Origin of the sequence: Cellulosimicrobium sp. PMB13, assembly GCF_051294865.1 — a bacterium.
Taxonomy (GTDB): domain Bacteria; phylum Actinomycetota; class Actinomycetes; order Actinomycetales; family Cellulomonadaceae; genus Cellulosimicrobium.
In genome coordinates this window covers 3598518-3621024 of sequence record NZ_CP145910.1, presented here as the reverse complement: position 1 = coordinate 3621024, position 22507 = coordinate 3598518, and the positions used below count along the sequence as shown (strand labels likewise).

General features: G+C 73.6%; 20 protein-coding genes. 17 read left to right on the top strand and 3 right to left on the bottom strand.

Annotated features, from left to right (window positions below; genetic code table 11):
* The first annotated feature begins 70 nt into the window (after positions 1–70).
* From V5D56_RS16305 to V5D56_RS16295, 3 genes are read left to right on the top strand one after another with little or no spacing between them, the layout of a single operon-like run.
* Positions 71–1756, top strand: a complete 1686-nt coding sequence (locus V5D56_RS16305; RefSeq protein ID WP_435736332.1) for a circularly permuted type 2 ATP-grasp protein — start codon at positions 71–73, stop codon at positions 1754–1756.
* Positions 1750–2682, top strand: a complete 933-nt coding sequence (locus V5D56_RS16300) for an alpha-E domain-containing protein (RefSeq protein WP_251151600.1) — start codon at positions 1750–1752, stop codon at positions 2680–2682. The genes V5D56_RS16305 and V5D56_RS16300 overlap by 7 nt, the downstream gene beginning before the upstream one ends.
* Positions 2679–3521 carry a transglutaminase family protein gene (locus V5D56_RS16295; RefSeq protein ID WP_251151599.1) on the top strand — a complete coding sequence of 281 codons (843 nt, stop codon included), beginning with the start codon at positions 2679–2681 and terminating at the stop codon, positions 3519–3521. The genes V5D56_RS16300 and V5D56_RS16295 overlap by 4 nt, the downstream gene beginning before the upstream one ends.
* Before the next feature lie 21 nt (positions 3522–3542).
* On the opposite strand, the gene V5D56_RS16290 is transcribed toward V5D56_RS16295, so the two are convergent.
* Both V5D56_RS16290 and V5D56_RS16285 read right to left on the bottom strand, forming a co-directional pair.
* The gene (locus V5D56_RS16290; protein WP_435736331.1) at positions 3543–4256 is read right to left on the bottom strand and encodes a maleylpyruvate isomerase family mycothiol-dependent enzyme; all 714 of its coding nucleotides are present in this window, start codon (positions 4254–4256) and stop codon (positions 3543–3545) included.
* 82 nt (positions 4257–4338) lie between these two features.
* Entirely contained in the window at positions 4339–4899 is a 561-nt protein-coding gene (locus V5D56_RS16285; protein WP_435736330.1) for a type 1 glutamine amidotransferase domain-containing protein, read from the bottom strand.
* A gap of 250 nt (positions 4900–5149) precedes the next feature.
* Here V5D56_RS16285 and lepA point away from each other — a divergent pair, with 250 nt between their 5' ends.
* The 4 genes from lepA (at position 5150) to V5D56_RS16265 (ending at position 10791) form a co-directional block, all read left to right on the top strand.
* Entirely contained in the window at positions 5150–7045 is a 1896-nt protein-coding gene (lepA, locus tag V5D56_RS16280; RefSeq protein ID WP_435736329.1) for a translation elongation factor 4, read from the top strand.
* Positions 7046–7052: 7 nt separating this feature from the next.
* Positions 7053–8351, top strand: coding sequence for a radical SAM family heme chaperone HemW (hemW, locus tag V5D56_RS16275; protein WP_435736328.1), 1299 nt, complete (start codon positions 7053–7055; stop codon positions 8349–8351).
* Between the two features lie 174 nt (positions 8352–8525).
* Complete coding sequence (locus V5D56_RS16270) at positions 8526–9647, top strand: hypothetical protein (protein ID WP_435736327.1); 1122 nt, start codon at positions 8526–8528, stop codon at positions 9645–9647.
* A 160-nt stretch (positions 9648–9807) separates the two neighbouring features.
* A complete protein-coding gene (locus V5D56_RS16265; protein WP_435736326.1) occupies positions 9808–10791 on the top strand; it encodes a hypothetical protein in 984 nt (327 codons plus the stop codon).
* 76 nt (positions 10792–10867) lie between these two features.
* On the opposite strand, the gene V5D56_RS16260 is transcribed toward V5D56_RS16265, so the two are convergent.
* Entirely contained in the window at positions 10868–11728 is an 861-nt protein-coding gene (locus V5D56_RS16260) for a DUF3097 domain-containing protein (protein WP_435736325.1), read from the bottom strand.
* 101 nt (positions 11729–11829) lie between these two features.
* Here V5D56_RS16260 and V5D56_RS16255 point away from each other — a divergent pair, with 101 nt between their 5' ends.
* The 10 genes from V5D56_RS16255 (at position 11830) to V5D56_RS16210 (ending at position 22504) form a co-directional block, all read left to right on the top strand.
* Entirely contained in the window at positions 11830–13275 is a 1446-nt protein-coding gene (locus V5D56_RS16255) for an MFS transporter (protein ID WP_435736324.1), read from the top strand.
* Positions 13276–13369: 94 nt separating this feature from the next.
* Positions 13370–14386 carry a heat-inducible transcriptional repressor HrcA gene (gene hrcA / locus V5D56_RS16250; RefSeq protein WP_435736323.1) on the top strand — a complete coding sequence of 339 codons (1017 nt, stop codon included), beginning with the start codon at positions 13370–13372 and terminating at the stop codon, positions 14384–14386.
* A 103-nt stretch (positions 14387–14489) separates the two neighbouring features.
* A complete protein-coding gene (dnaJ, locus tag V5D56_RS16245; RefSeq protein ID WP_435736322.1) occupies positions 14490–15614 on the top strand; it encodes a molecular chaperone DnaJ in 1125 nt (374 codons plus the stop codon).
* Between the two features lie 26 nt (positions 15615–15640).
* A complete protein-coding gene (locus V5D56_RS16240; protein ID WP_435736321.1) occupies positions 15641–16441 on the top strand; it encodes a 16S rRNA (uracil(1498)-N(3))-methyltransferase in 801 nt (266 codons plus the stop codon).
* Positions 16442–16520: 79 nt separating this feature from the next.
* Positions 16521–16871 (top strand): HIT domain-containing protein, encoded by a 351-nt coding sequence (locus V5D56_RS16235; RefSeq protein WP_435736320.1) that lies wholly within the window; start codon positions 16521–16523, stop codon positions 16869–16871.
* 170 nt (positions 16872–17041) lie between these two features.
* Positions 17042–18139 carry a PhoH family protein gene (locus V5D56_RS16230; RefSeq protein ID WP_435736319.1) on the top strand — a complete coding sequence of 366 codons (1098 nt, stop codon included), beginning with the start codon at positions 17042–17044 and terminating at the stop codon, positions 18137–18139.
* Entirely contained in the window at positions 18136–18588 is a 453-nt protein-coding gene (gene ybeY, locus V5D56_RS16225) for an rRNA maturation RNase YbeY (RefSeq protein WP_435736318.1), read from the top strand. The genes V5D56_RS16230 and ybeY overlap by 4 nt, the downstream gene beginning before the upstream one ends.
* Positions 18585–19883, top strand: a complete 1299-nt coding sequence (locus V5D56_RS16220; protein ID WP_435736317.1) for a hemolysin family protein — start codon at positions 18585–18587, stop codon at positions 19881–19883. The genes ybeY and V5D56_RS16220 overlap by 4 nt, the downstream gene beginning before the upstream one ends.
* Complete coding sequence (era, locus tag V5D56_RS16215; RefSeq protein WP_435736316.1) at positions 19880–20830, top strand: GTPase Era; 951 nt, start codon at positions 19880–19882, stop codon at positions 20828–20830. The genes V5D56_RS16220 and era overlap by 4 nt, the downstream gene beginning before the upstream one ends.
* 96 nt (positions 20831–20926) lie before the next feature.
* The gene (locus V5D56_RS16210; RefSeq protein ID WP_435736315.1) at positions 20927–22504 is read left to right on the top strand and encodes an alpha/beta hydrolase family protein; all 1578 of its coding nucleotides are present in this window, start codon (positions 20927–20929) and stop codon (positions 22502–22504) included.
* Positions 22505–22507: the final 3 nt, after the last annotated feature.

The window sequence follows — 22507 nt, the reverse complement described above, 5'->3', positions numbered from 1 at the left end:
TCCGGGCGCCGTTACCCCGCCGACACGTGCACGTGACGTGCCGGCATCCCGGCGCGCCTACCGTGCGGGCATGGCGGACCTGTTCGACGACTACCCGGTGTCGCGGGCCTGGGACGAGATGCTCGACCACGACGGCGCGCTGCGCCCTCGCTACGAGCGCGTGCACGCGACGATGACGCGGCTCACTGCCGGCGAGGTGGCGTCGCGCGCCGATTCGCTCGCCCGTGCCTACCTCGCCCAGGGCGTGACGTTCGACTTCGCGGGAGAGGAGCGGCCCTTCCCGCTCGACGTCGTGCCGCGGGTCGTCGAGCCGGACGAGTGGGACGTCGTGACGCGGGGCGTCGCGCAGCGCGTGCGGGCGCTCGAGGCGTTCCTCGCGGACGTCTACGGCCCGCAGCGCGCCGTGGCCGACGGCGTCGTGCCGCAGCGGCTCATCCTGTCGTCGTCGGAGTTCCACCGGCAGGTGTGGGGCATCGAGCCGCCGAACGGCGTGCGCGTGCACGTGGCGGGCGTCGACCTCATCAGGGACGAGGCCGGTGGGTTCCGCGTCCTCGAGGACAACGTGCGCGTGCCCAGCGGCGTGAGCTACGTCATCTCGAACCGGCGCGCGATGGTCCGGACGTTCCCCGAGCTGTTCTCGAGCCTGCGGGTGCGGCCCGTCGTCGACTACCCGCAGCGCCTCCTCACGGCGCTCCTCGCGGCGGCGCCCGACGGCGTCCCCGACCCGACGGTCGTCGTGCTCACGCCGGGCGTGTACAACTCGGCGTACTTCGAGCACTCGCTCCTCGCCCGACTGATGGGCGTCGAGCTCGTCGAGGGGCGCGACCTGTTCTGCGCCGGGGGCCGCGTGTACATGCGCACGACGGAGGGCCGGCGGCGCGTCGACGTCGTGTACCGGCGCGTGGACGACGAGTTCCTCGACCCTGTGCAGTTCCGTGCCGACTCGGTGCTCGGCGTGCCGGGACTGCTCGCGTGCGCCCGGCTCGGCACCGTCACGATCGCCAACGCGGTCGGCAACGGGGTCGCCGACGACAAGCTGGTCTACACGTACGTCCCGGACCTCGTGCGGTACTACCTCGGCGAGGAGCCGGTCCTGCCCAACGTCGACACGTGGCGGCTGCAGGAGCCCGCAGCCCTCGCCGAGGTGCTCGACCGGCTCGACGAGCTCGTGGTCAAGCCCGTCGACGGCTCGGGCGGGAAGGGCATCGTCGTGGGCCCGGCGGCGAGCCGCGCCGAGCTCGACGTGCTGCGGTCGCGCCTGCAGGCCGACCCCCGAGGATGGATCGCCCAGCCGGTGGTGCAGCTCTCGACGGTGCCCACCTTCGTCGACGGGGCCTTTCGTCCGCGGCACGTCGACCTGAGGCCGTTCGCCGTGCACGACGGCCGCGACGTGTGGGTCCTGCCGGGCGGCCTGACCCGTGTCGCGCTGCCCGAGGGGCAGCTCGTCGTCAACAGCTCGCAGGGCGGGGGCTCGAAGGACACGTGGGTGCTCGCGCGCGAGGAGCGCCGGCCGGAGGCTCCCGCCGGTCCGGCCGACTCCACGGACGTGCGGACCGTGCCGGCCGGTCCCGCGGCCGACGGGGACGCCCCGACGGCGCCCGGCGTCCCGCTCGTGACCAACCCGGCGGACGACCCGGGCCGTGCCGGCCGGACCGCCCAGCAGCAACAGCAGCAGCAGGGGCAGTCGCACCAGGTGGAGCAGCAGTCGCGGGACGACCTGCCGTCGTCCGCGCCGGAGGAGGTGGGCACGTGCTGAGCCGGATCGCGGAGTCCTTGTTCTGGATCGGGCGGTACGTCGAGCGCGCGGACGACACGGCTCGCCTGCTCGACGTCCACGTGCAGCTCCTCTCCGAGGACCCGTGGGCGGAGGAGGACCTCGCGTGCCGCGCGCTCCTCGCGGTGATGGACCATCCGGTGCCGGACGACGGCACGCTGGTCGACCGGGAGCACGTGCTGCGCCTCCTGGCGCACGACCAGATCGACCCGTCGTCGGTCGCGGGCTCGCTCGTCGCGGCGCGCGAGAACGCGCGCCGGGCGCGCGAGATCGTCTCGACCGAGCTCTGGGAGTGTCTCAACACGACGCGCAACCAGGTCTTCGGGGCGATCCGGACCGCGCCGCCGCACGAGTACTTCTCGTGGGCCCGCGAGCGCGCCGCGATCGTCGCCGGTCTCATGGACTCGGCGACGAGCCGCGACGCGACGTGGCACTTCATGATCCTGGGCCGGTCGATCGAGCGCGCCGACATGACGGCGCGGCTCGTGACGACGCAGGCCCGGCTCGGCCCGGCAGGCCCGGGCTGGACGACGCTCCTGCGCTCGTGCGGCGCTCACGAGTCCTACCTGCGGGCGAACCGCGGTCTGGCGTCGGACGAGCGCGCGGCAGGGTTCCTCCTCCTCGACCGGCTCTTCCCGCGCTCGATCGTGCACGCGCTCGAGACCGCGGAGAGCTGCCTGCGCGAGCTCGGCCCGCTCGAGGGCCGGCACGGCGTCGCCGACGAGGCGCGCCGGGAGCTCGGGATCGTGCGCACGAGCCTCGAGTACGCGCGCCTGTCGGACCTGCTCGCGTCACTGCCCGACGCCATGGAACGGGTGCAGCGCGCGTGCTCGCGGGCCTCCGACGCCGTGCGGGCGCGCTACTTCCCGTCCGGAGCGGTGACGACCTGGGTGGGTGAGGCCCTGTGAGCAGCGTCCTGCGGGTCGTGCACACGACCGCGTTCGAGTACGCCGAACCGATCACGGCGTCCTACAACGAGGCGCGCATGACGCCCGTGTCCGGCGGGCTCCAGGTGGTCGAGCAGGCGAGCGTCCGGGTGCACCCCACGACGTGGTCGCACGACTACACCGACTACTGGGGGACGACCGTCACGGTGTTCGAGGTGCTCGAGCCGCACGTGCGGCTCGTCCTGCGGGCCCACAGCACGGTCGAGGTGCGGGAGCAGGCGGCGCCCGCCGCGCCGCCGTCGTGGACGGACCTCGGCGACGAGCGCACCCTGGACGCGCACGCGGCGTTCCTCGCGGACACCCCGACGACCGCGGTGCCCGACGACGTCGCCGCCCTCGCGCTCGACGTCTCCGCGGGTCTCGAGCCGCACGCCGCCGCCGAGGCGGTGTGCCTCGCGGTGCGCGACCACCTCGATTACGTCCCCGGCGTCACGACGGCGCACACCCCGGCGCGCGAGGCGTGGGACGCGCGTCAGGGCGTCTGCCAGGACATGGCGCACCTGTGCGCGGGCGCGCTGCGCAGCGTCGGCATCCCCACGCGCTACGTCTCGGGCTACCTGCACCCGCGCCCGGACGCGGCCTTCGGCGAGCCCGTGGCGGGGGAGTCCCACGCGTGGGTCGAGTGGTGGGCGGGGGGCTGGTACGGGTTCGACCCGACGAACCGCCGACCCGTCGGGCACGACCACGTGGTCCTCGGGCGTGGGCGCGAGTACCGCGACGTCGCGCCGCTCACCGGGGTCTACGCGGGCGCCGGCGCGAGCGAGCTGGACGTCACCGTGGAGATCACGCGCCTGCGCTGAGCCGTGCGTCGCGAGCGGCGCTCACGGCGTGATGCGCTCGGCGAGTGCGGCGTCGAGCGCCGTCTCGTCGCCGTCGAGCGTGAGGCCCGTGACGACAGCGGGGTCCGGGACGACGCGCCCCCACAGGACGAGGGCGAGCTCCTGCGCGGGCGCCGAGACGCGCACCGCGCTCGGCACGCCGTCGGCCGCGCCGAGGACCCACGTGCCCGGTGCGTCGGTGGCGACGAGCGTCACGGGACGCTCCAGCGGCGACATGCGCCCGAGGCGCACCTGGCGCGGCTGCATGACCGTGACCACCTCGTCGACCGTGTCGGCCCACACGTGCGGCGCGACGTCGTCCACCGTTCGGCCCGTCGCCGCGCGCAGGTCGTGCAGGTGCACGAGCGTCTCGTGGACCTGTCGGCGGTGCCAGAACCGCGCGGTCGAGCCGGGGTCGTCGGTCTCGAGGAGCGTCCAGGCGCGCGCGTCGGGATCGAGCGACACGAGCGTCCCGTGCAGCTCGGCGGCCTGCTCCGCGTAGAACGATGCGAGGTCGAACGGACCGCGGCCCAGCGGCGTCTCCTGCCGGCGCCGCGCCTGCGCCGCCGCCCAGTGATGGATGCGCCCCAGGTGCTCGACGAGGTTCCGCACGCGCCACCGCCCGCACGCCGGGACGGGAGCACGCGGGTCGGCGTCGGGTATGTCGGCGAGGAACGCGTCCTGGAGCCGTCCGAGCAGGGCCAGCTGGTCGTCCATGGCGCGAGTATGCCGGGTGCCACGGACAGCACGGGCGAGGGGGCGCGCACCCCGGCCGGGACGGCGGGGCGCACCGTCCGGCTCAGGCCGCGAGCACCGCGTCCACCTCGCGCAGGAACGCGTCGAGGTCGTCGGGGTCGCGGGACGTCACGAGCGTGTAGCCGCCCGCGTCGTCGCGCACGACCTCGCGGTCCACCCACGCGCCGCCCGCGTTGAGGACGTCGGTCTCGAGCGACGGGTAGCTCGTGAGGGTCTTGCCCTCGACCGCTGCCGTCTCCACCAGGGCCCACGGGCCGTGACAGATCGCGGCGACGGGCTTGCCACCCGTGGTGAAGCTCCGCACGATCTCCATGGCGCCGTCGTCGAGGCGCAGGGAGTCGGCGTTGATCGTCCCGCCGGGCACGAGGAGCAGGTCGTAGGAGGCGGCGTCGACGTCCCCGAACGTGAGCTCCGGCGTCACGGTGCGGCCGGGGTCCTTGTCGCCTACGAGCGTCTGGACGTCGTCCGCGGAGACGGCGGCGACGTCCACGCGGACGCCCTCGCCGCGCAGGTGGTCGAGCGGGACGACGAGCTCGTCCTGCTCGACGCCGTAGTTCGTGACGATCGCCAGCACGCGGCGGCCGGTCAGGTCGGTTCCGGGCACGGTGGTCTCCTCTCGGGGGAACTCGCGGGGTCTCGCTCTCCACGCTAGGTCGGTGCCCCGGGTCTCGCAGGACGACGCGGCCGGTCCCGACGGCCGGGACACGCGTGGGACAATGGACGTCCGTGTCAGCCGGGCAGCGGGCGTGACCGCCGAGAGACCAGCCCACGGCGGCCCGGCCGCACGTCAGCCCACGTCACGCCCTTCCGTCCCTCACGCCACTCACAGCCCACGTCACAGGAGCGCACCCGCGTTGTCCCCGATCCCCAGCGCCGAGCTGAGCACCCGGATCCAGCCGGCGGCCACGCCGCCCGAGCTGATCCGCAACTTCTGCATCATCGCGCACATCGACCACGGCAAGTCGACCCTCGCCGACCGCATGCTGCAGCTCACGGGCGTCGTCGAGCCGCGGGCCATGCGTGCGCAGTACCTCGACCGCATGGACATCGAGCGCGAGCGCGGCATCACCATCAAGTCGCAGGCCGTGCGCATGCCGTGGGGGCGCACCGACGCGTCGGGGACCGACCAGGCCTACGCGCTGAACATGATCGACACCCCGGGCCACGTCGACTTCACGTACGAGGTCTCACGGTCGCTCGCGGCGTGCGAAGGCGCGGTGCTGCTCGTGGACGCGGCGCAGGGCATCGAGGCGCAGACGCTCGCGAACCTCTACCTCGCGATGGAGAACGAGCTCGAGATCATCCCGGTCCTCAACAAGATCGACCTCCCGGCGGCGCAGCCGGAGAAGTACGCGGAGGAGATCGCGGGCCTCGTCGGCGGCGACCCCGCGGACGTCCTGAAGGTCTCCGGCAAGACGGGCGAGGGCGTCGAGGTGCTGCTCGACCGGATCGTCGAGCGCGTCCCGGCCCCCGTCGGCGACGCCGACGCCCCGGCCCGCGCCATGATCTTCGACTCGGTCTACGACACGTACCGCGGCGTCGTGACCTACGTGCGCGTCATCGACGGCAACCTCAACCCGCGCGAGCGCATCGTCATGATGTCGACGCGCGCGACGCACGAGCTCCTCGAGATCGGCGTCATCTCGCCCGAGCCGATCATCACGAAGGGGCTCGGGGTCGGCGAGGTCGGCTACCTCATCACCGGCGTGAAGGACGTGCGCCAGTCGAAGGTCGGCGACACGGTGACGAACGCCGCGAAGCCCGCGTCCGACGCCCTCGGCGGGTACTCGGACCCGAAGCCGATGGTCTTCTCCGGCCTCTACCCGGTCGACGGCTCCGACTACCCGACGCTGCGCGACGCCCTGGACAAGCTCAAGCTCAACGACGCCGCCCTCAACTACGAGCCGGAGACGTCCGTCGCGCTCGGGTTCGGGTTCCGCGTCGGGTTCCTCGGCCTGCTGCACCTGGAGATCGTGCGCGAGCGCCTGGAGCGGGAGTTCGACCTCGACCTCATCTCGACCGCGCCGAACGTCGTCTACGACGTCACGCTCGAGGACGGCACCACGGTCAAGGTGACCAACCCGTCGGAGTTCCCGGGCGGCAAGATCAAGGAGGTCGTCGAGCCGGTCGTGCGCGCGACCATCCTGGCGCCGAGCGAGTTCGTCGGCACGGTCATGGGGCTGTGCAACGACCGTCGCGGGCAGATGCTCGGCATGGACTACCTGTCGGAGGACCGGGTCGAGCTGCGCTTCACGCTCCCGCTCGCCGAGATCGTCTTCGACTTCTTCGACCACCTCAAGTCCCGCACGCGCGGGTACGCGTCGCTGGACTACGAGCCCTCCGGCACCCAGGCGGCCGACCTCGTCAAGGTCGACATCCTGCTCCAGGGCGACCAGGTGGACGCGTTCAGCGCGATCGTGCACAAGGACAAGGCGTACGACTACGGCGTGATGATGACCGCCAAGCTCAAGGAGATCATCCCGCGCCAGCAGTTCGAGGTGCCGATCCAGGCCGCCGTCGGTGCCCGCGTCATCGCGCGCGAGACGGTGCGGGCCATGCGCAAGGACGTCCTCGCCAAGTGCTACGGCGGCGACATCAGCCGCAAGCGCAAGCTGCTCGAGAAGCAGAAGGAGGGCAAGAAGCGCATGAAGAACATCGGGTCCGTCGAGGTCCCGAAGGACGCCTTCATCGCGGCGCTCTCCTCGGACGGCGCGGGCGGCAAGGAGACCAAGGACAAGTCCAAGAAGTGAGCCCGGTGTGAGTCCGTCGTTGCCGGACGGCGAGCCCGTGCCCGACGACGGTGCCCTCCCCGCGTGGGTGGGTCACCCCGGTCCGGGCGCGCCGGCGCACGCCGGGAACCCGACGACGGAGCGTGCGTTCGGCGTCTACCTGCACGTCCCGTTCTGCTCCGTGCGCTGCGGGTACTGCGACTTCAACACGTACACCGCCTCCGAGCTCGGGGGCGGCGCGAGCCAGGCGTCGTACGCGACCACGGCGCTGCGCGAGATCGACCTCGCGGCGCGCGTCCTGCGCGACGCGCGCGTCCCCGAGCGCCAGGTCTCGACCGTGTTCGTCGGGGGCGGGACCCCGACCCTCCTCCCGGCGGGCGACCTCGCACGCCTGGTCGCGGGCGTCCGGGACGCGTGGGGGCTGGCCCCCGACGCCGAGGTCACGACCGAGGCGAACCCCGACTCGGTCACGCCCGCGTCGCTCGCCGAGCTCGCCGCCGCGGGGTTCACACGCGTGTCGTTCGGCATGCAGTCCGCCGTGCCGCACGTGCTCGCGACCCTCGAGCGCACGCACGACCCGCGCCGCATCCCCGACGTCGTGCGCTGGGCGACCGAGGCGGGCCTCAAGGTCTCGCTCGACCTCATCTACGGCACGCCGGGGGAGACGCTCGACGACTGGCGCACGAGCCTGGAGACCGCGCTCGCGACGGGCGTCGACCACGTGTCGGCGTACGCGCTGGTCGTGGAGCCGGGGACGAAGATGGCTGCTCAGGTGCGGCGCGGCGAGCTCGCCCTCCCGAGCGAGGACGACCAGGCGACGAAGTACGAGCTCGCCGACGAGCTCCTCACGGCTGCGGGCCTCACCTGGTACGAGGTGAGCAACTGGGCGCGCACCGACGACGACCGCTGCCGGCACAACCTCGCCTACTGGCGCGGCGACGACTGGTGGGGCATCGGCCCGGGCGCCCACTCGTACGTGGCGGCGGCGCCGGGTGCGGGCCCGCACGACGGCCGCACCGGGGTGCGGTGGTGGAACGTGAAGCACCCGCGGCGGTACGCGGCGCTGCTCGAGGCGGGGTCGAGCCCCGCGGCGGGGCGCGAGCTCCTGACGAGCGCCGAGGCGCACCTCGAGCGGGTCATGCTGCAGGTGCGCCTGCGCGAGGGCCTCGACCTGTCGCGGCTCTCGGCGGCGGGGCGCCACGCCGTCGCGGGTCTCGTCGGGAGCGGGCTCCTGGACGGCCGGTCCGCGGTCGCGGGCCGAGGGGTGCTCACCCTGCGGGGACGGTTGCTCGCGGACACGGTCGTCCGGGAGATCTCGGACGAGTGACGACGACCTGCGGCGTGACGCGGGTGAACAGGAACCCGGGGCGGCGTTTCCTCTAGCGCCGGTCGCCGTTTGCCGACAGGGTGTACCCCGACCGCGACCGGCGCACGGTACGGGCTCTCCCCACCGGGGGACACGGTGCGCGACGGCGGTCGACGTACCGAACGAGGAGACGCGATGAGCGACACGAGCGCCGGCGGCCCGCCGCGCGACGAGAACGACCCGAACCAGCCGCAGGAACCGGGCACGCCCGACCTGTCAGGCCCTGCGCAGCCCGAACCCCTTGCGCAGCCTGGACCCCCAGCGCAGCCCGAGCCTCCTGTCTCGCCCTACGGCGGACCGGACCCCGCCGCCGGGGCGGGTGGCCAGCCGACGGCCCAGCCCTACGGCGCGCCCCCCGCGGACCAGACGCCGTACGGGCAGCAGCCGCCACCGGCACAGCCGTACGGCCAGCCGGGCTACCCGCCGCCGGGACAGCCGTACGGCCAGCCGGGCTACCCGCCGCCGGGACAGCCGTACGGCCAGCCGGGCTACCCGCCGTCGGGCCAGCCCGGCTACCCGCCGCCGGGACAGCCGTACGGCCAGCCCGGCTATCCGCCGCCCGCCACGCCCTACGGCCAGGTCGACCAGCCGGTGCAGATCGGCGACGCGTTCTCCTACGGCTGGAACAAGTTCACGCAGAACGCGGGCGTGATCATCGGTGGGGTCCTCACCTACGTCGCCGCGCTCGCGCTCCTGAGCGTCCTCTTCTACGCCCTGCTCGTGGGGACCGCCGTGACGAGCATCGACCCCGTGACGAACGAGGTCAGCACCTCGGGCGGGCTCGCGTTCGGGATCGGCCTCTTCGTGTTCATCGCGGTGCTCGCCGTGCTCTCGCTCGTCGTGCAGGGTGTCGTCGTCAACGTCTCCCTGCTGGTCACGCGGGGCAAGAAGCTCGAGTACGCCGACTTCTTCCGTCTGCCGAACATCGGCAACGTCCTGCTCACCGCACTGCTCATGGGTCTGGCGATCGGCATCCTGAGCATCACGTTCATCGGGAGCATCGCCTTCGCGTTCTTCGCCCTCTTCACGATGTTCTACGTCATCGACAAGAACCTCGGGGTGTTCGACGCGTTCAAGGCGAGCTTCACGGTCGTGAGCCGCAACCTGGGAACGGTCGTGCTGCTGTTCCTCGCGGTCTACGCGGCGCAGATCGTCGGGACGCTGCTCTGCTACGTCGGGCTGCTCGTCGCCCTGCCCGTCGCGCAGATCGCCACCGCGTTCGTCTACCGACGGCTCAACCAGGAGCAGCCCGTCTGACGGTCCGCTCGCACGAGGGGGAGGTGCCTGACGGCGCCTCCCCTTCGTCGTGCCGGCCCCATCTCTCGCCGCCGCACCGGCGTGCCGACGCGCGGTGTCCGGCGGGAGCGGGCATCGTGTGGACGGAGCACGTCCTCCTAGACGAGAACGAGGTGGACCCATGACGCAGGATCCCGCCAACCCCGGCGACGAGCCACGCCGCGACCCCGCCGAGGGGGGCGACGGGGCCGACGAGGCCTCGTCGCCGACGCCCTCGCCGGCAGAGCCGTCGCCGCAGGACGCTCCGTCCCCGTACGGCGTCCCGGACGACACCGGCACGCCGCCTCCCGTCGGCTATCCACCGCCGGTCGCGGGGGCGCAGGCCGGCTACCCGCCGCCGGGGGCCGGCTACCCCCCGACCTCCGGCCCGGAGGCCGGGTACCCGCCGGGGTCCGCGCCCGGCTACCCGCCGCCCGCCGCACCGGCGAGCGGGTACACCGGTCCCGCCTTCGCCGTGGGCGAGGCGATCTCGTACGGCTGGCGCACGGTCACGTCCAACCTGGGTCCGTGGATCCTCGTCGCGCTGATCTTCATCGCCGTCAACGTCGCGTGGAACCTGATCACCGGGAGCTTCGACCAGTTCACGGAGGGCTACGACTTCGGGGACACGAACTTCGTGGCGGTCACCGGGATCACGTTCACGAGCGTCCTGCTCTCGGTGCTGGGTGCGATCATCGGCTACCTCATCACGGCGTTCCTCACGCGCGGTGCGCTGGACGAGTCCGCGGGGCGCCGCCCGGACGTCGCGGCCTTCTTCCGGGTGGGGAACGTCGTCAACGTCGTGCTGGCCGCGTTCCTCGTGACGATCCTCGCCACGATCGGTCTGGTCCTGTGCATCCTGCCGGGCATCGCCGTCGTGATCTTCTCCGCGTTCGTCTACTACTTCACGCTCGACCAGGGGCAGGACGCGATCAGCGCGATCCGGTCGAGCTGGTCGCTCGTCGCGAAGAACTTCGGGTCGGTCTTCCTCCTGCTGCTCGCGCTGTTCGGGATCAACATCCTCGGGGCGATCCCGTGCGGGCTCGGTCTGTTCGTGACGATCCCGCTGAGCTACGTCGCCGTCGCATTCGCCTACCGTCGCCTCGTCGGGCAGGTGCCCGCCTGACCGACGTCGTCCACCGACCCGGCCGGCACCCTGCCAGGTGCCGGCCGGGTCGCGCGCGGGACCCGCTCCCGACGGGTCAGGGCGCCGTCACGAAGTCGATGAGCTCCTCGACCCGGCCGAGCAGCGACGGCTCGAGGTCCGCGTAGGTCCGGACCGTGCCGAGGATGCGCTGCCACGCGCGCGCGACGTCGGCCTGGGACGACGCCGGCCAGCCGAGCTCGCGCAGGATGCCGCGCTTCCACTCCGTGCCGCGCTCGATCACCGGCCACCGCTCGAGCCCCACCCGTCCGGGCCGCACCGCCTGCCAGACGTCGACGTAGGGGTGACCCAGGACGACCACGGTCCCCGCCGGGACCGTGCGCAGCGCCGCGTCGGCGATCCGCTGCTCCTTGCTCCCCGGCACGAGGTGGTCGACGAGGACGCCTACCCGCTGCTGCGGCGTCGGGCCGAAGTCCGCGAGCGCGTCGGCGAGGTTGTCGACGCCGTCGAGCAGCTCGACGACGACGCCCTCGACGCGCAGGTCGTCGCCCCACACCTTCTCGACGAGCTCGGCGTCGTGCTTGCCCTCGACCCAGATGCGGCTCCCGCGCGCGACCCGGGCCCGCTGACCGGCGACCGCTCGCGACCCCGACGCGGTCCGTGCGGGGGCGGCGGGCGCCCGCGACGTCACGGGCGCGGTCAGCTCGACGGGCTCGCCGTCGACCCAGAAGCCCGGGCCGAGCGGGAACGTCCGCGTGCGGCCGGACCGGTCCTCGAGGACGACGACGTGCATGCCGCCGGACTTCTCGACGCGCACGACCGCGCCGACCCAGCCCGTCTGCACCTCCTCGACGACGAGGCCGCGCTCGGCGGCCTGCGGGCGCGAGACGCGGCGCGCGCGGTGGTGGGGGGTGGCGGGGCCCCCGAGGACGTCGGATCCGTAGCGGTCTGCAGGCACGACGACAACCCTAGGTTCGACCGGAGCGTGACCTGGCGGTACGACACGCGCCCTCCGGTCCCGGACGCGCGGGCCGGGGTGCCGGATGGTACGACGGACCGGTGACCGACTCCCCGGAACCCGACCGTCTGCGCTGGCGCGTCCTGGCGGTGTGCCTGGCCGTGGGGTTCGTCACGACGCTCGACGTGTCGATCGTCAACGTCGCGCTGCCCTCGATCGAGGAGTCGCTCGACGCCGGGCCGAGCCAGCTGCAGCTCATCGTCGCCGGGTACACGCTCGCCTTCGGCCTGGCCCTCGTCCCGGCGGGCCGGCTCGGGGACGCGGGCGGCCGACGTCGGCTCTTCATCGCCGGCCTGGTCGGGTTCGCGGTGTTCAGCCTCGCGTCCGGGATCGCTCCGACCGACGACCTGCTCGGCGTCGCCCGGCTTCTCCAGGGGGTGAGCGCGGGCCTGCTCAACCCCCAGGTCGTGGGCCTGATCCAGCAGCTCTTCGCGGGCGCCGAGCGCGGGCGGGCGTTCGGCCTGTTCGGCGCGACGATCGGCGTCTCGACGGCGATCGGCCCGCTGCTGGGCGGGCTGATCCTGGCGATCGCCGGCTCTGCCGACGGCTGGCGCTGGATCTTCCTCGTCAACATCCCCGTGATCGCCGTGCTGCTGCCGTTCGCCTGGCGGCTCGTCCCCGCCCCCACCCGGAGGCCCGGGCCCCGGCGGCTCGACCCGGTGGGGCTCGCCCTGCTGGCGGTCGTCACGGTCGCCGTCATGCTGCCGTTCGTCACGACGACGGGCCGCGGGGACGACCCGTCGCGCTGGTGGTGGCTCGCCCTGGGCGCGGCGGTGGGCGTCGTCGCGCTGCTGTGGGAGCGCCGGTACCAGCGACGCACCGGCGCCGCGGTGCTCGACCCGGACGTGCTCGGTCTCGCGTCGTTCCGCAACGGTGCGCTGCTCGGCATGGCGTACTTCGCCGGGTTCACGGGGATCTTCCTCGTCGTCACGCTCTACCTGCAGGACGAGGTCGGGTACACGCCCCTGCAGGCGGGCCTGGTCGGCATGCCGTTCGCGGCGGCCTCGGGCGTGTCGGCGTGGCTGGCCGGCCGTGCAGTCGCGCGGCTCGGCCGTCGGCTGGTCGTGCTGGGGCTGCTGCTCGTCCTGGCCGGCATGGTCACCGCGGACACCCTCGTGCGCACGCTCGGTGACGAGCCCGCCGTGATCGGTTGGGCGCTCGCGGGCGCCCTGGCTGTCGCGGGGACGGGCAGCGGCATGGTCATCGCGCCCAACCAGACGCTCGCGCTCGCCGAGGTCCCCGTCGCGAGCGGAGGTGTGGCCGGCAGCATGATCCAGGTCGGGCAGCGCATCGGGTCCGCCGTCGGCATCTCGGTGATCCTCTCGGTGTACTACGGCGGCCTGGCCGCCGGGACGGACGCCGCCCGGGCGACGGGGCGCGCGATGCTCGTCACCATCGGCCTCGTGGCGCTCGCTCTGGTCGTCGGTCTGGTCGACCTGCGTTCGCGTCGAGCGGAGGCCGCCCCGACCCGCGCGTCGGCCGCGTAGGATTAGCACTCGACGGACGAGAGTGCCGACGTCCCGGGCCCGGACCGGGCGGCGGTGCGCGGTACGCAGGCACGTGGGTGCGCAGGAGGTGGACGTGAGCGAGGAACGCCGGCTGGAGGTCCTGCGGGCGATCGTCGAGGACTACGTCCTGACGCGCGAGCCCGTGGGGTCGCGCGTGCTCACGGAGCGCCACGGTCTCGGCGTGTCGCCGGCCACGATCCGCAACGACATGGCCGCCCTCGAGGACGCCGGGTACATCGCGCAACCGCACACGTCGGCGGGCCGCATCCCGACGGACAAGGGCTACCGGCTCTTCGTCGACCGGCTCTCGGGCGTCAAGCCGCTCTCCGCGCCGGAGAAGCGCGCGATCGAGACGTTCCTGTCCGAGGGCGTCGACCTCGACGACGTCATCGCACGCGCCGGGCGTCTGCTCGCGCAGCTCACTGGCCAGGTCGCCGTCGTGCAGTACCCGTCGCTGCGCCGCTCCGGGCTGCGGCACCTCGAGCTCGTCCCCGTGGGGCAGGACCGCCTGCTCGTCGTCATCATCACCGACACCGGGCGCGTCGAGCAGCGCACGCTCGAGGTCGCGAGCGTCCCGGACGAGGGCACGCTCGCCGAGGCCCGCGCACGGCTCAACGCCGCCGCTGCCGGCAAGCGGCTCGCCGACCTCATCCCGGGCCTCGCGGAGGTCGCCGAGACCTTCCACCCCGACGACGCGCCGCTCGTGCGGGCGGTCGGCGAGCTCGTCGCGCAGACGCTCGCCGAGGAGAGCGAGGAGCGGCTCGTCCTCGCCGGGACGGCGAACCTCGCGCGTGCGGGCATGCGGTTCGAGCACGCGCTGCGCCCCGTGCTCGAGGCCCTCGAGGAGCAGGTCGTGCTCCTCGGTCTCCTCACCGAGATGGCCGCCGAGTCGGGCGTCAACATCCGGATCGGCCACGAGAACCGGCTCGAGGGGCTCGTGGAGACGTCCGTCGTGACGACGGGCTACGGTAACGACGGGGACACGGTCGCCCTGGTCGGCTCCATCGGTCCCACGCGCATGGACTATCCCGGGACGATCGCCGCGGTCCGCGCGGTCGCCCGGTACCTGTCGCGGGCGCTCGGCACGTGACCGGCCGCCCACCGACGACCACCGACGACCGGTCGACGACCGTCGGCGACCATCGAACCTGCCGGGCACGGCTCCGGCGCCCGGCACCAGCAGAGAGTGACGTGTGAGCGACTACTACGAGATCCTCGGCGTGGCCCGCGACGCCAGCCCGGACCAGATCAAGAAGGCCTACCGCAAGCTCGCCCGCGAGCTGCACCCGGACGTCGCGGGGGAGGAGTCGGGCGACCGGTTCAAGGACGTCGCGCGCGCCTACGAGGTGCTGTCGAACCCCGAGAAGCGCCAGCAGTACGACCTCGGCGTGGACCCGACCGCTCCCGGCGGCGGGGCCGGTGGCCCGATGGGCGGGGGCTTCGGCTTCCAGGACATCTTCGAGACGTTCTTCGGTGGCGGTCAGGCGCAGCAGGGCCCGATCCCGCGCGCGCGCCGCGGCCAGGACGCGCTCGTCCGCCTCGACATCGACCTCGCGGAAGCGACGTTCGGTGCCAAGCGCGAGCTCCAGGTCGACACCGCCGTCGTGTGCGGCACGTGCGGCGGCTCGTGCTGCCGCCCGGGCACCTCGCCGCGCACGTGCGACGTGTGCCACGGCCGCGGCACGGTCCAGCGCGTCGCGCGGTCGTTCCTCGGTCAGGTCATGACGAGCGCCCCGTGCGCCGCGTGCCAGGGCTTCGGCACCGTGATCCCGGAGCCGTGCGCGGAGTGCTCGGGAGAGGGCCGCGTCCGCAGCCGCCGCACGATCAGCATCAACGTGCCCGCCGGCGTCGACACCGGGACGCGCATCAAGCTCACGTCGCAGGGCGAGGTCGGCCCCGCCGGCGGTCCGGCCGGCGACCTGTACGTCGAGATCCGCGAGCGCAACCACGACACGTTCGTGCGTCGCGGCGACGACCTGCACTGCACGCTCCAGGTCCCCATGACGGCGGCCGCGCTCGGCACCGTGCTCGAGCTCGAGACGCTCGACGGCGCGCAGGAGATCGACCTGCGACCCGGCACGCAGCCGGGCCAGATCGTCACCCTGAAGAACCTGGGCGTCGGGCACCTGCACGGCGCGGGTCGCGGCGACCTCAACGTGCACATCGAGGTCCAGGTCCCGACGGCGCTGGACGAGGAGCAGGAGCAGCTCCTGCGCTCGCTCGCGACGCTGCGGGGCGAGGAACGTCCCGACCCGCGTCTGTCGGCCGCGCACCCCGGTGTCTTCTCGCGCCTGCGCGACAAGCTCTCCGGACGCTGAGGGATGCGCGTGAGCGAGCAGCGCCCGTGAGCGCCCCCGTCTTCCTCGCCGAGACCGGCATCGACCGCGTCGCCCCCGGCGACCGGTACGTCCTCGACGGCGCGGAAGGGCGCCACGCGGGCGTCGTGCAGCGCAAGGCGCGCGGGGAGCGGGTCGACGTCGTCGACGGCGACGGCGTGCGCCTGCGCTGCGTCGTCGAGGACGCCGACGCGGGCACGGTGACGCTGCTCGTCCAGGAGGTGGACCGCGAGCCCGCGCCGGACGTCGTGGTGACGCTCGTGCAGGCGCTCGCCAAGGGCGACCGGGACGAGATGGCGATCGAGGCGGCGACCGAGGTCGGCGTCGACGCCGTCGTCCCGTGGCAGGCGGAGCGCTCGGTCGTGGTGTGGCGCGGGGAGCGCGCCGCGAGGTCGCACGCCCGCTGGCTCGCGACCGTGCGGACCGCGACGAAGCAGGCTCGCCGGGCCCGCCTGCCGCACGTCGCGGAGGCCATCGACTCGCGCGGTCTCGCGGCGCGCACGGCGGAGGTGGTCGCCACGGGCGGGATCGTGCTCGTGCTGCACGAGGAGGCGACGACGGCGCTCGCCGACGTGCCCCTGCCGGCTCCCTCCAGCGACGCGACCTCGGCGGACGTCGCGGCACCCGAGATCCTCGTCGTCGTCGGGCCCGAGGGCGGGATCTCCGACCGCGAGCTCGACGCGCTCACCGCCGCAGGTGCCGTCGCGGCCCGGCTGGGGCCGCACGTCCTGCGGACCTCCACGGCAGGTCCGGTGGCCATCGCCCTGCTCGCGCAGCGGCTCGGGCGGTGGGGTGTCGACCGCGCCTGACGCCCGCGCGTCCGGCAGTGCGCCGCCCGGGTCCGCACGGCCCGGGCGAGGACCGGGGTCGTGGACTAGCCTCGGCCGCATGACGAGCACCGACACCGACTGCCTCTTCTGCCGGATCGTCGCGGGCGAGGTCCCCGCGGACGTCGTCGCGACGAGCGAGCGCTCGGTCGCCTTCCGGGACATCGACCCGCAGGCGCCCGTGCACGTCCTCGTCGTCCCGCGCGACCACCACGGGGACATCGCGCAGCTCGCCGCGGCGGACCCCGAGCTGCTGAGCGACGTCGTCGCGCTCGCCGACCAGGTGGCGGGGGAGCTCGCGGACGGGCAGTTCCGCCTGATCTTCAACTCCGGACCGCGCGCGGGGCAGAGCGTGTTCCACGTGCACGGGCACGTCATCGCGGGGACCGAGCTGGGCTGGTCGCCCGCCTGACGCGGAACCGTGCGAAAGCGCGTGTGCGCCCACCGCGTGCTCGGTACGATGGTGAGGTGCCCCACGGCACGTGTCCCACCGGCACCATCTGCACCACCCGTGCCACCTGACCCACCCGTACCACCCGTACGACTGCCCGAACGAAGGAGCGCAGCGGCGCAAGCCGGCTCATGACATCCCTGCCACGAGACACCGCACCCGGCTCGCCGGACGGAGGAACCACCGAGCACCGGGTCGAGCACCGCATCGTCATCCCGGGCCACGTCCCGATGGTCGCGCTCCTCGGCAGCGGCGACTCCGTGCTCCGCGCGGTCGAGGACGGGTTCCCCGCCGTGGACGTGCACGTGCGCGGCAACGAGATCGCCGTGACCGGACCGGCAGGGGACGTCGCCCTCGCGTCCCGCCTGCTCGACGAGCTCGTCGAGGTCGTGGAGGCCGGCACCCAGCTCACCGCGGACGTCGTCCGCCGGTCGATCCGGATGCTCACGGCCGCGACCGCGTCGCGCCCCGCCGAGGTGCTGACGTTCAACATCCTGTCCAGCCGCGGGCGCACGATCCGCCCGAAGACCGTCGGGCAGAAGCGCTACGTCGACGCGATCGACGCGAACACCATCACGTTCGGCATCGGTCCCGCGGGCACGGGCAAGACGTACCTCGCGATGGCCAAGGCCGTGCAGGCGCTGCAGTCGAAGCAGGTCAACCGGATCATCCTCACGCGACCGGCCGTCGAGGCGGGCGAGCGCCTGGGCTTCCTGCCCGGCTCGCTCACCGAGAAGATCGACCCGTACCTGCGGCCGCTCTACGACGCGCTCCACGACATGATGGACCCGGACGCGATCCCCAAGCTCATCGACGCGGGCACGATCGAGGTCGCGCCGCTGGCCTTCATGCGGGGTCGCTCGCTCAACGACTCGTTCATCATCCTCGACGAGGCGCAGAACACGACGTCCGAGCAGATGAAGATGTTCCTCACGCGCCTCGGGTTCGGCTCGCGGATGGTCATCACGGGCGACGCGACGCAGGTGGACCTCCCGGGTGGCACGGCGTCGGGCCTGCGGGTCATCGAGGACGTCCTCACGGGCGTCGACGACGTCGAGTTCTGCCGGCTGACGTCGTCCGACGTCGTGCGGCACCGGCTCGTGAGCGACATCATCGACGCGTACGCCCGCTGGGACGTCGCGACGGCGCCGGCACGGGACCGCGAGGCACCGCGCGGCGGTCGGCGGGCGGACCAGCAGCGGAACGACGGACGGGCAGGCGGACGATGAGCATCGAGGTCAACAACGAGACCGAGGCGGAGGTCGACGAGGCGGAGTTCGCCGCGCTCGCCCGGTACGTGCTCGACGCGATGCGCGTGCACCCGCAGAGCGAGCTGTCGGTCCTCTTCGTCGACACCGACGTCATGACCGAGCTGCACGTGCGCTGGATGGACGAGCCGGGACCCACAGACGTCCTCTCCTTCCCCATGGACGAGCTGCGGCCGGGCCGCGACGGGGAGGTCTCGGGTCCCGGCCAGCTGGGTGACGTCGTGCTGTGCCCCGAGGTCGCGGCCCAGCAGGCACGCGTGGCGGGGCACTCGACCGCGGAGGAGATGCTGCTCCTCACGACGCACGGCATCCTCCACCTGCTCGGCTACGACCACGTGGAGCCCGAGGAGGAGAAGGAGATGTTCGCGCTGCAGCGCAAGCTTCTCCTGACGTTCCTCGCGGGCCGGTGAGCGGCGAACCCGTCGCGCTCCTCGCGGCGCTGACCGTCGTGGCGGTCCTGCTCGCCGCTGCGCTCAGCGCGGCCGAGGCCGCGGTGCCGCGGGTCACGCGCGCCGCCGTCGCCGGGGAGGGCGAGCCCGGCGCCGTGTCGCCGCGAGCCCGCCGCGCGCTCGCGCTGCTCGCCGACCCGGCCGCGACGGCGCGGTCCGTCGGGTTCGCGCGCGTCGTCGTCGAGATGGTGGCCGTCACGTGCCTGACCCTCCTCGTCGCGGCGTGGCTCGAGCCGTGGTGGCAGGTCCTGCTCGTCGCGCTCGCGGCGAGCGTGGTCGTCGGCCTCGTCGTGGTGCGGGTGAGCCCGCGCTCGCTCGGGCGGCGGCACGCCGTGCGGGTGCTGCTCGCGCTGTCGGGGCTCCTCGCCGCCGTCACGGCCGCCACCCGCTGGCTGACCCGGCTCGCTCCGGCTCCGGACGCCGGGGCGCACGAGCGCGAGCTCCAGGACATGGTCGACCGGGTCAACGAGTCCGAGGTCATCGAGGACGAGGAGCGCGAGCTCATCCGCTCGGTCTTCGAGCTCGGCAGCACGCTGACGCGCGAGGTCATGGTGCCGCGCACGGACATGGTGACGACCTCGCGCGACACCCCGCTGCGCAAGGCGCTGTCGCTCTTCCTGCGCTCCGGCTTCTCGCGCGTCCCCGTCACGGGGACGTCGGCCGACGACCTCGTGGGCGTCGCGTACTTCAAGGACGTCGTGCGCGTGCTGGAGACCACGCCGGGCGACGCCGCGCGACCGGTGGGGGAGGTCGCACGGCCCGCGATCTTCGTCCCCGAGTCCAAGCCCGCGGACGACCTCCTGCGGGAGATGCAGGCGTCGTCGTCGCACATGGCGATGGTCGTCGACGAGTACGGCGGCATCGCCGGTCTCGTGACGATCGAGGACGCGCTCGAGGAGATCGTCGGCGAGCTCACGGACGAGCACGACCGTCCCGAGCCCGAGGTCGAGGATCTCGGGGAGGGGCGGCTCCGCGTGCCGGCGCGCCTCGGCGTCGACGAGCTCGGCGAGCTCTTCGACCTCGACCTCGACGACGACGACGTCGACACCGCGGGCGGTCTGCTCGCCAAGGCGCTCGGCAAGGTCCCGCTGCCCGGCTCCTCGGCCGACGTGCACGGCCTGCACCTCGAGGCGGACCGGGTGCAGGGCCGCCGCAAGCAGCTCGCGACCCTCGTCGCCTCCCGGGCAGACTCCCGCGCCGACTCCCGGGGCACCTCTCTCGACCACGCATCCCCCACCACGAAGGACACCCCATGAGCACCCCCCTGCCCGAGCACCGTTCCGGGTTCGCCTGCCTCGTGGGACGCCCCAACGCCGGCAAGTCGACCCTGACCAACGCGCTCGTCGGCCAGAAGGTCGCCATCACGTCCGGTCGGCCGCAGACGACGCGGCACACGATCCGCGGCATCGTGCACCGCCCCGACGCCCAGCTCGTCCTCGTGGACACGCCCGGGCTGCACCGGCCGCGCACGCTGCTGGGCGAACGGCTCAACGACCTCGTGCGCGGCACGCTCACCGAGGTCGACGTCATCGCGTTCTGCCTGCCCGCGGACCAGAAGATCGGCCCCGGCGACCGGTTCATCGCGAACGAGCTCGCCGAGGTCCGGCACGGTCGCCACCGCACGCCGGTCGTCGCGGTCGTCACGAAGGCCGACCTCGTGGACCGGGGGACCCTCGCCGCGCACCTGCTCGCCGTCGACCGCCTCGGCGAGCAGGCGGGCGGCTGGGCCGACATCGTCCCGGTCTCCGCGCAGGACGGCTACCAGGTCGACGTCCTCACGGACGTGCTCGTCACCCACCTGCCGGAGGGTCCCGAGCTCTACCCGGGCGGCGAGCTGACGGACGAGCCCGAGGCCGTCATGGTCGCCGAGCTCGTGCGCGAGGCCGCGCTCGAGGGCGTGCGCGACGAGCTGCCCCACTCGCTCGCGGTCCAGGTCGAGGAGATCGTCCCCCGCGAGGGCACCGGCGACGAGGCGGCGGGGAAGCCGCCGCTGCTCGACGTGCGCGTCAACCTGTTCGTCGAGCGCGACAGCCAGAAGGCGATCATCATCGGCCGCGGCGGCTCGCGCCTGCGCGACGTCGGCACCCGTGCCCGTCACGGCATCGAGGCGCTGCTGGGCACCCGGGTCTACCTCGACCTGCACGTCAAGGTCGCGAAGGACTGGCAGCGCGACCCGAAGCAGCTGCACCGTCTGGGGTTCTGAGGACGTGCCGGCGAGGCGGGGGCGGGGGAGCGCCCCCGCCCGACCGGCGGGTTCGTCCCAGGGACCCCGCCGCACGCCGCGACGTACGATCCTTCGGTGATCTTCCGGACCGCGGCGACGACGGCCGCTCTCGCGATCGTGCTCGCGGTCCTCGGCGCGGTCACCGGCCCGCAGTGGGACCCGGTGCCCGTGTCCGAGCACCTCGAGCCGGAGACGTCGGACACGACGATCGGCGGCCAGCCCCCCGGCGGCGCCGACGGGGTCGGGGCCTACGAGGTGCGCGAGACCGACGTGACGGTCCGGCTCGACGGCACGTCCGTGGGTGCCGTCCTGCGCGAGCCCGTCGACGCGCCCGGGGACCGGCCCGGCGTGGTGTTCGTCCACGGCGCGGGCACCGGTCTCGCGTCCGAGGCGTTCGTCGACGTCGCGGTCGACCTCGCGAGCGCCGGGGTGGTGACGCTCGTGCCGGACAAGCGGCTCGACACCTACACGACGCGTCACCGCGACTACGAGGCCATGGCGCTCGACTACGCGCACTCGGTCGACCTGCTGCGCGCGCGGCCCGGCGTGGACCCGGGCGCCGTCGGGCTGTACGGCGAGTCGGAGGGCACGTGGATCGTGCCCGTCATGGCCGCGGACGACCCCGGCATCGCGTTCTCCGTGCTGGTCTCGGCCCCCGTCGTGCCCCCGCGGCAGCAGGCTGCGTTCGCGGTCGACAGCTACCTGCGCAACACCGACGTCCCGCACGGGGTCTTCCGCGCCATCCCGCGCGCCGTCGGCATGGCCATCCCGGGTGGCGGGTTCGAGTACGCCGACTTCGACGTCGAGCCCTTCCTCGAGCGGCTGACGCAGCCCGTGCTCGTCGTCTACGGCACCGCCGACCCCTCGATGCCCGTCGAGCAGGGCGCGCAGCAGGTCCTCGACGCGACCGCGGACCAGCCAGGGGCCGGCACGACCGTGCGCTTCTACGAGGGCGCGAACCACGGCATCAAGATCGACGACGTCCTGGTGCCCGACTTCCCCCGGGACGCGGCCGCTTGGGTGACGTCCTTGCCGGACAGCGCCGACGCGTCGCCCCAGGTCGCGGGTGCGCAGCCGAACCAGCAGTACCTCGCGGGGCCCGTCCCCACCCCCCGCTGGTTCGGCAACGGCGACCTGTTCGTCGCGCTGGTCCTCGTGGCCGTCGGCCTGCTCGTCGTCGGGCCCGTGATCCGGCTCGTCACGAGCCTCGTCTCACGGCTGCGGCGGGTGGTCGGGCGCACTCCGCGCCCGTCCGGGCTCGCGCCGGGATTCCGCGGTCCGCTGACGGGGCTCGGTGCCGGCGCCGTCGCGACGGTCGTCGGGCTCGTCGTCTACCTCGTCGCGGTCGCCCGGCTCGCGCTCGACTACGAGAAGGACGCGTGGGTCGTGCAGGGCGGCTGGGTCGCGGTGCGGCTCGGGGGGCTCGCGACCCTCGTGGCCGCTGCCCTGCTGATCAACCGGTGGGCCGAGGTCCGGACGGCGCGCAAGGCCGTGGCGGGCGGCGCGCCCGCGGACGAGGCGGCCGAGCGTGGCGCCTCCGTGCGCGTCGCGGAGGGCGTCACGGCGCACGTGATGCTCTGGAGCGTGCTCACGGGCGCGACGGTCCTCCTTGTCGTGCTGGCGTACTGGGGCGTGTACCAGCTCGGCATCTGAGGG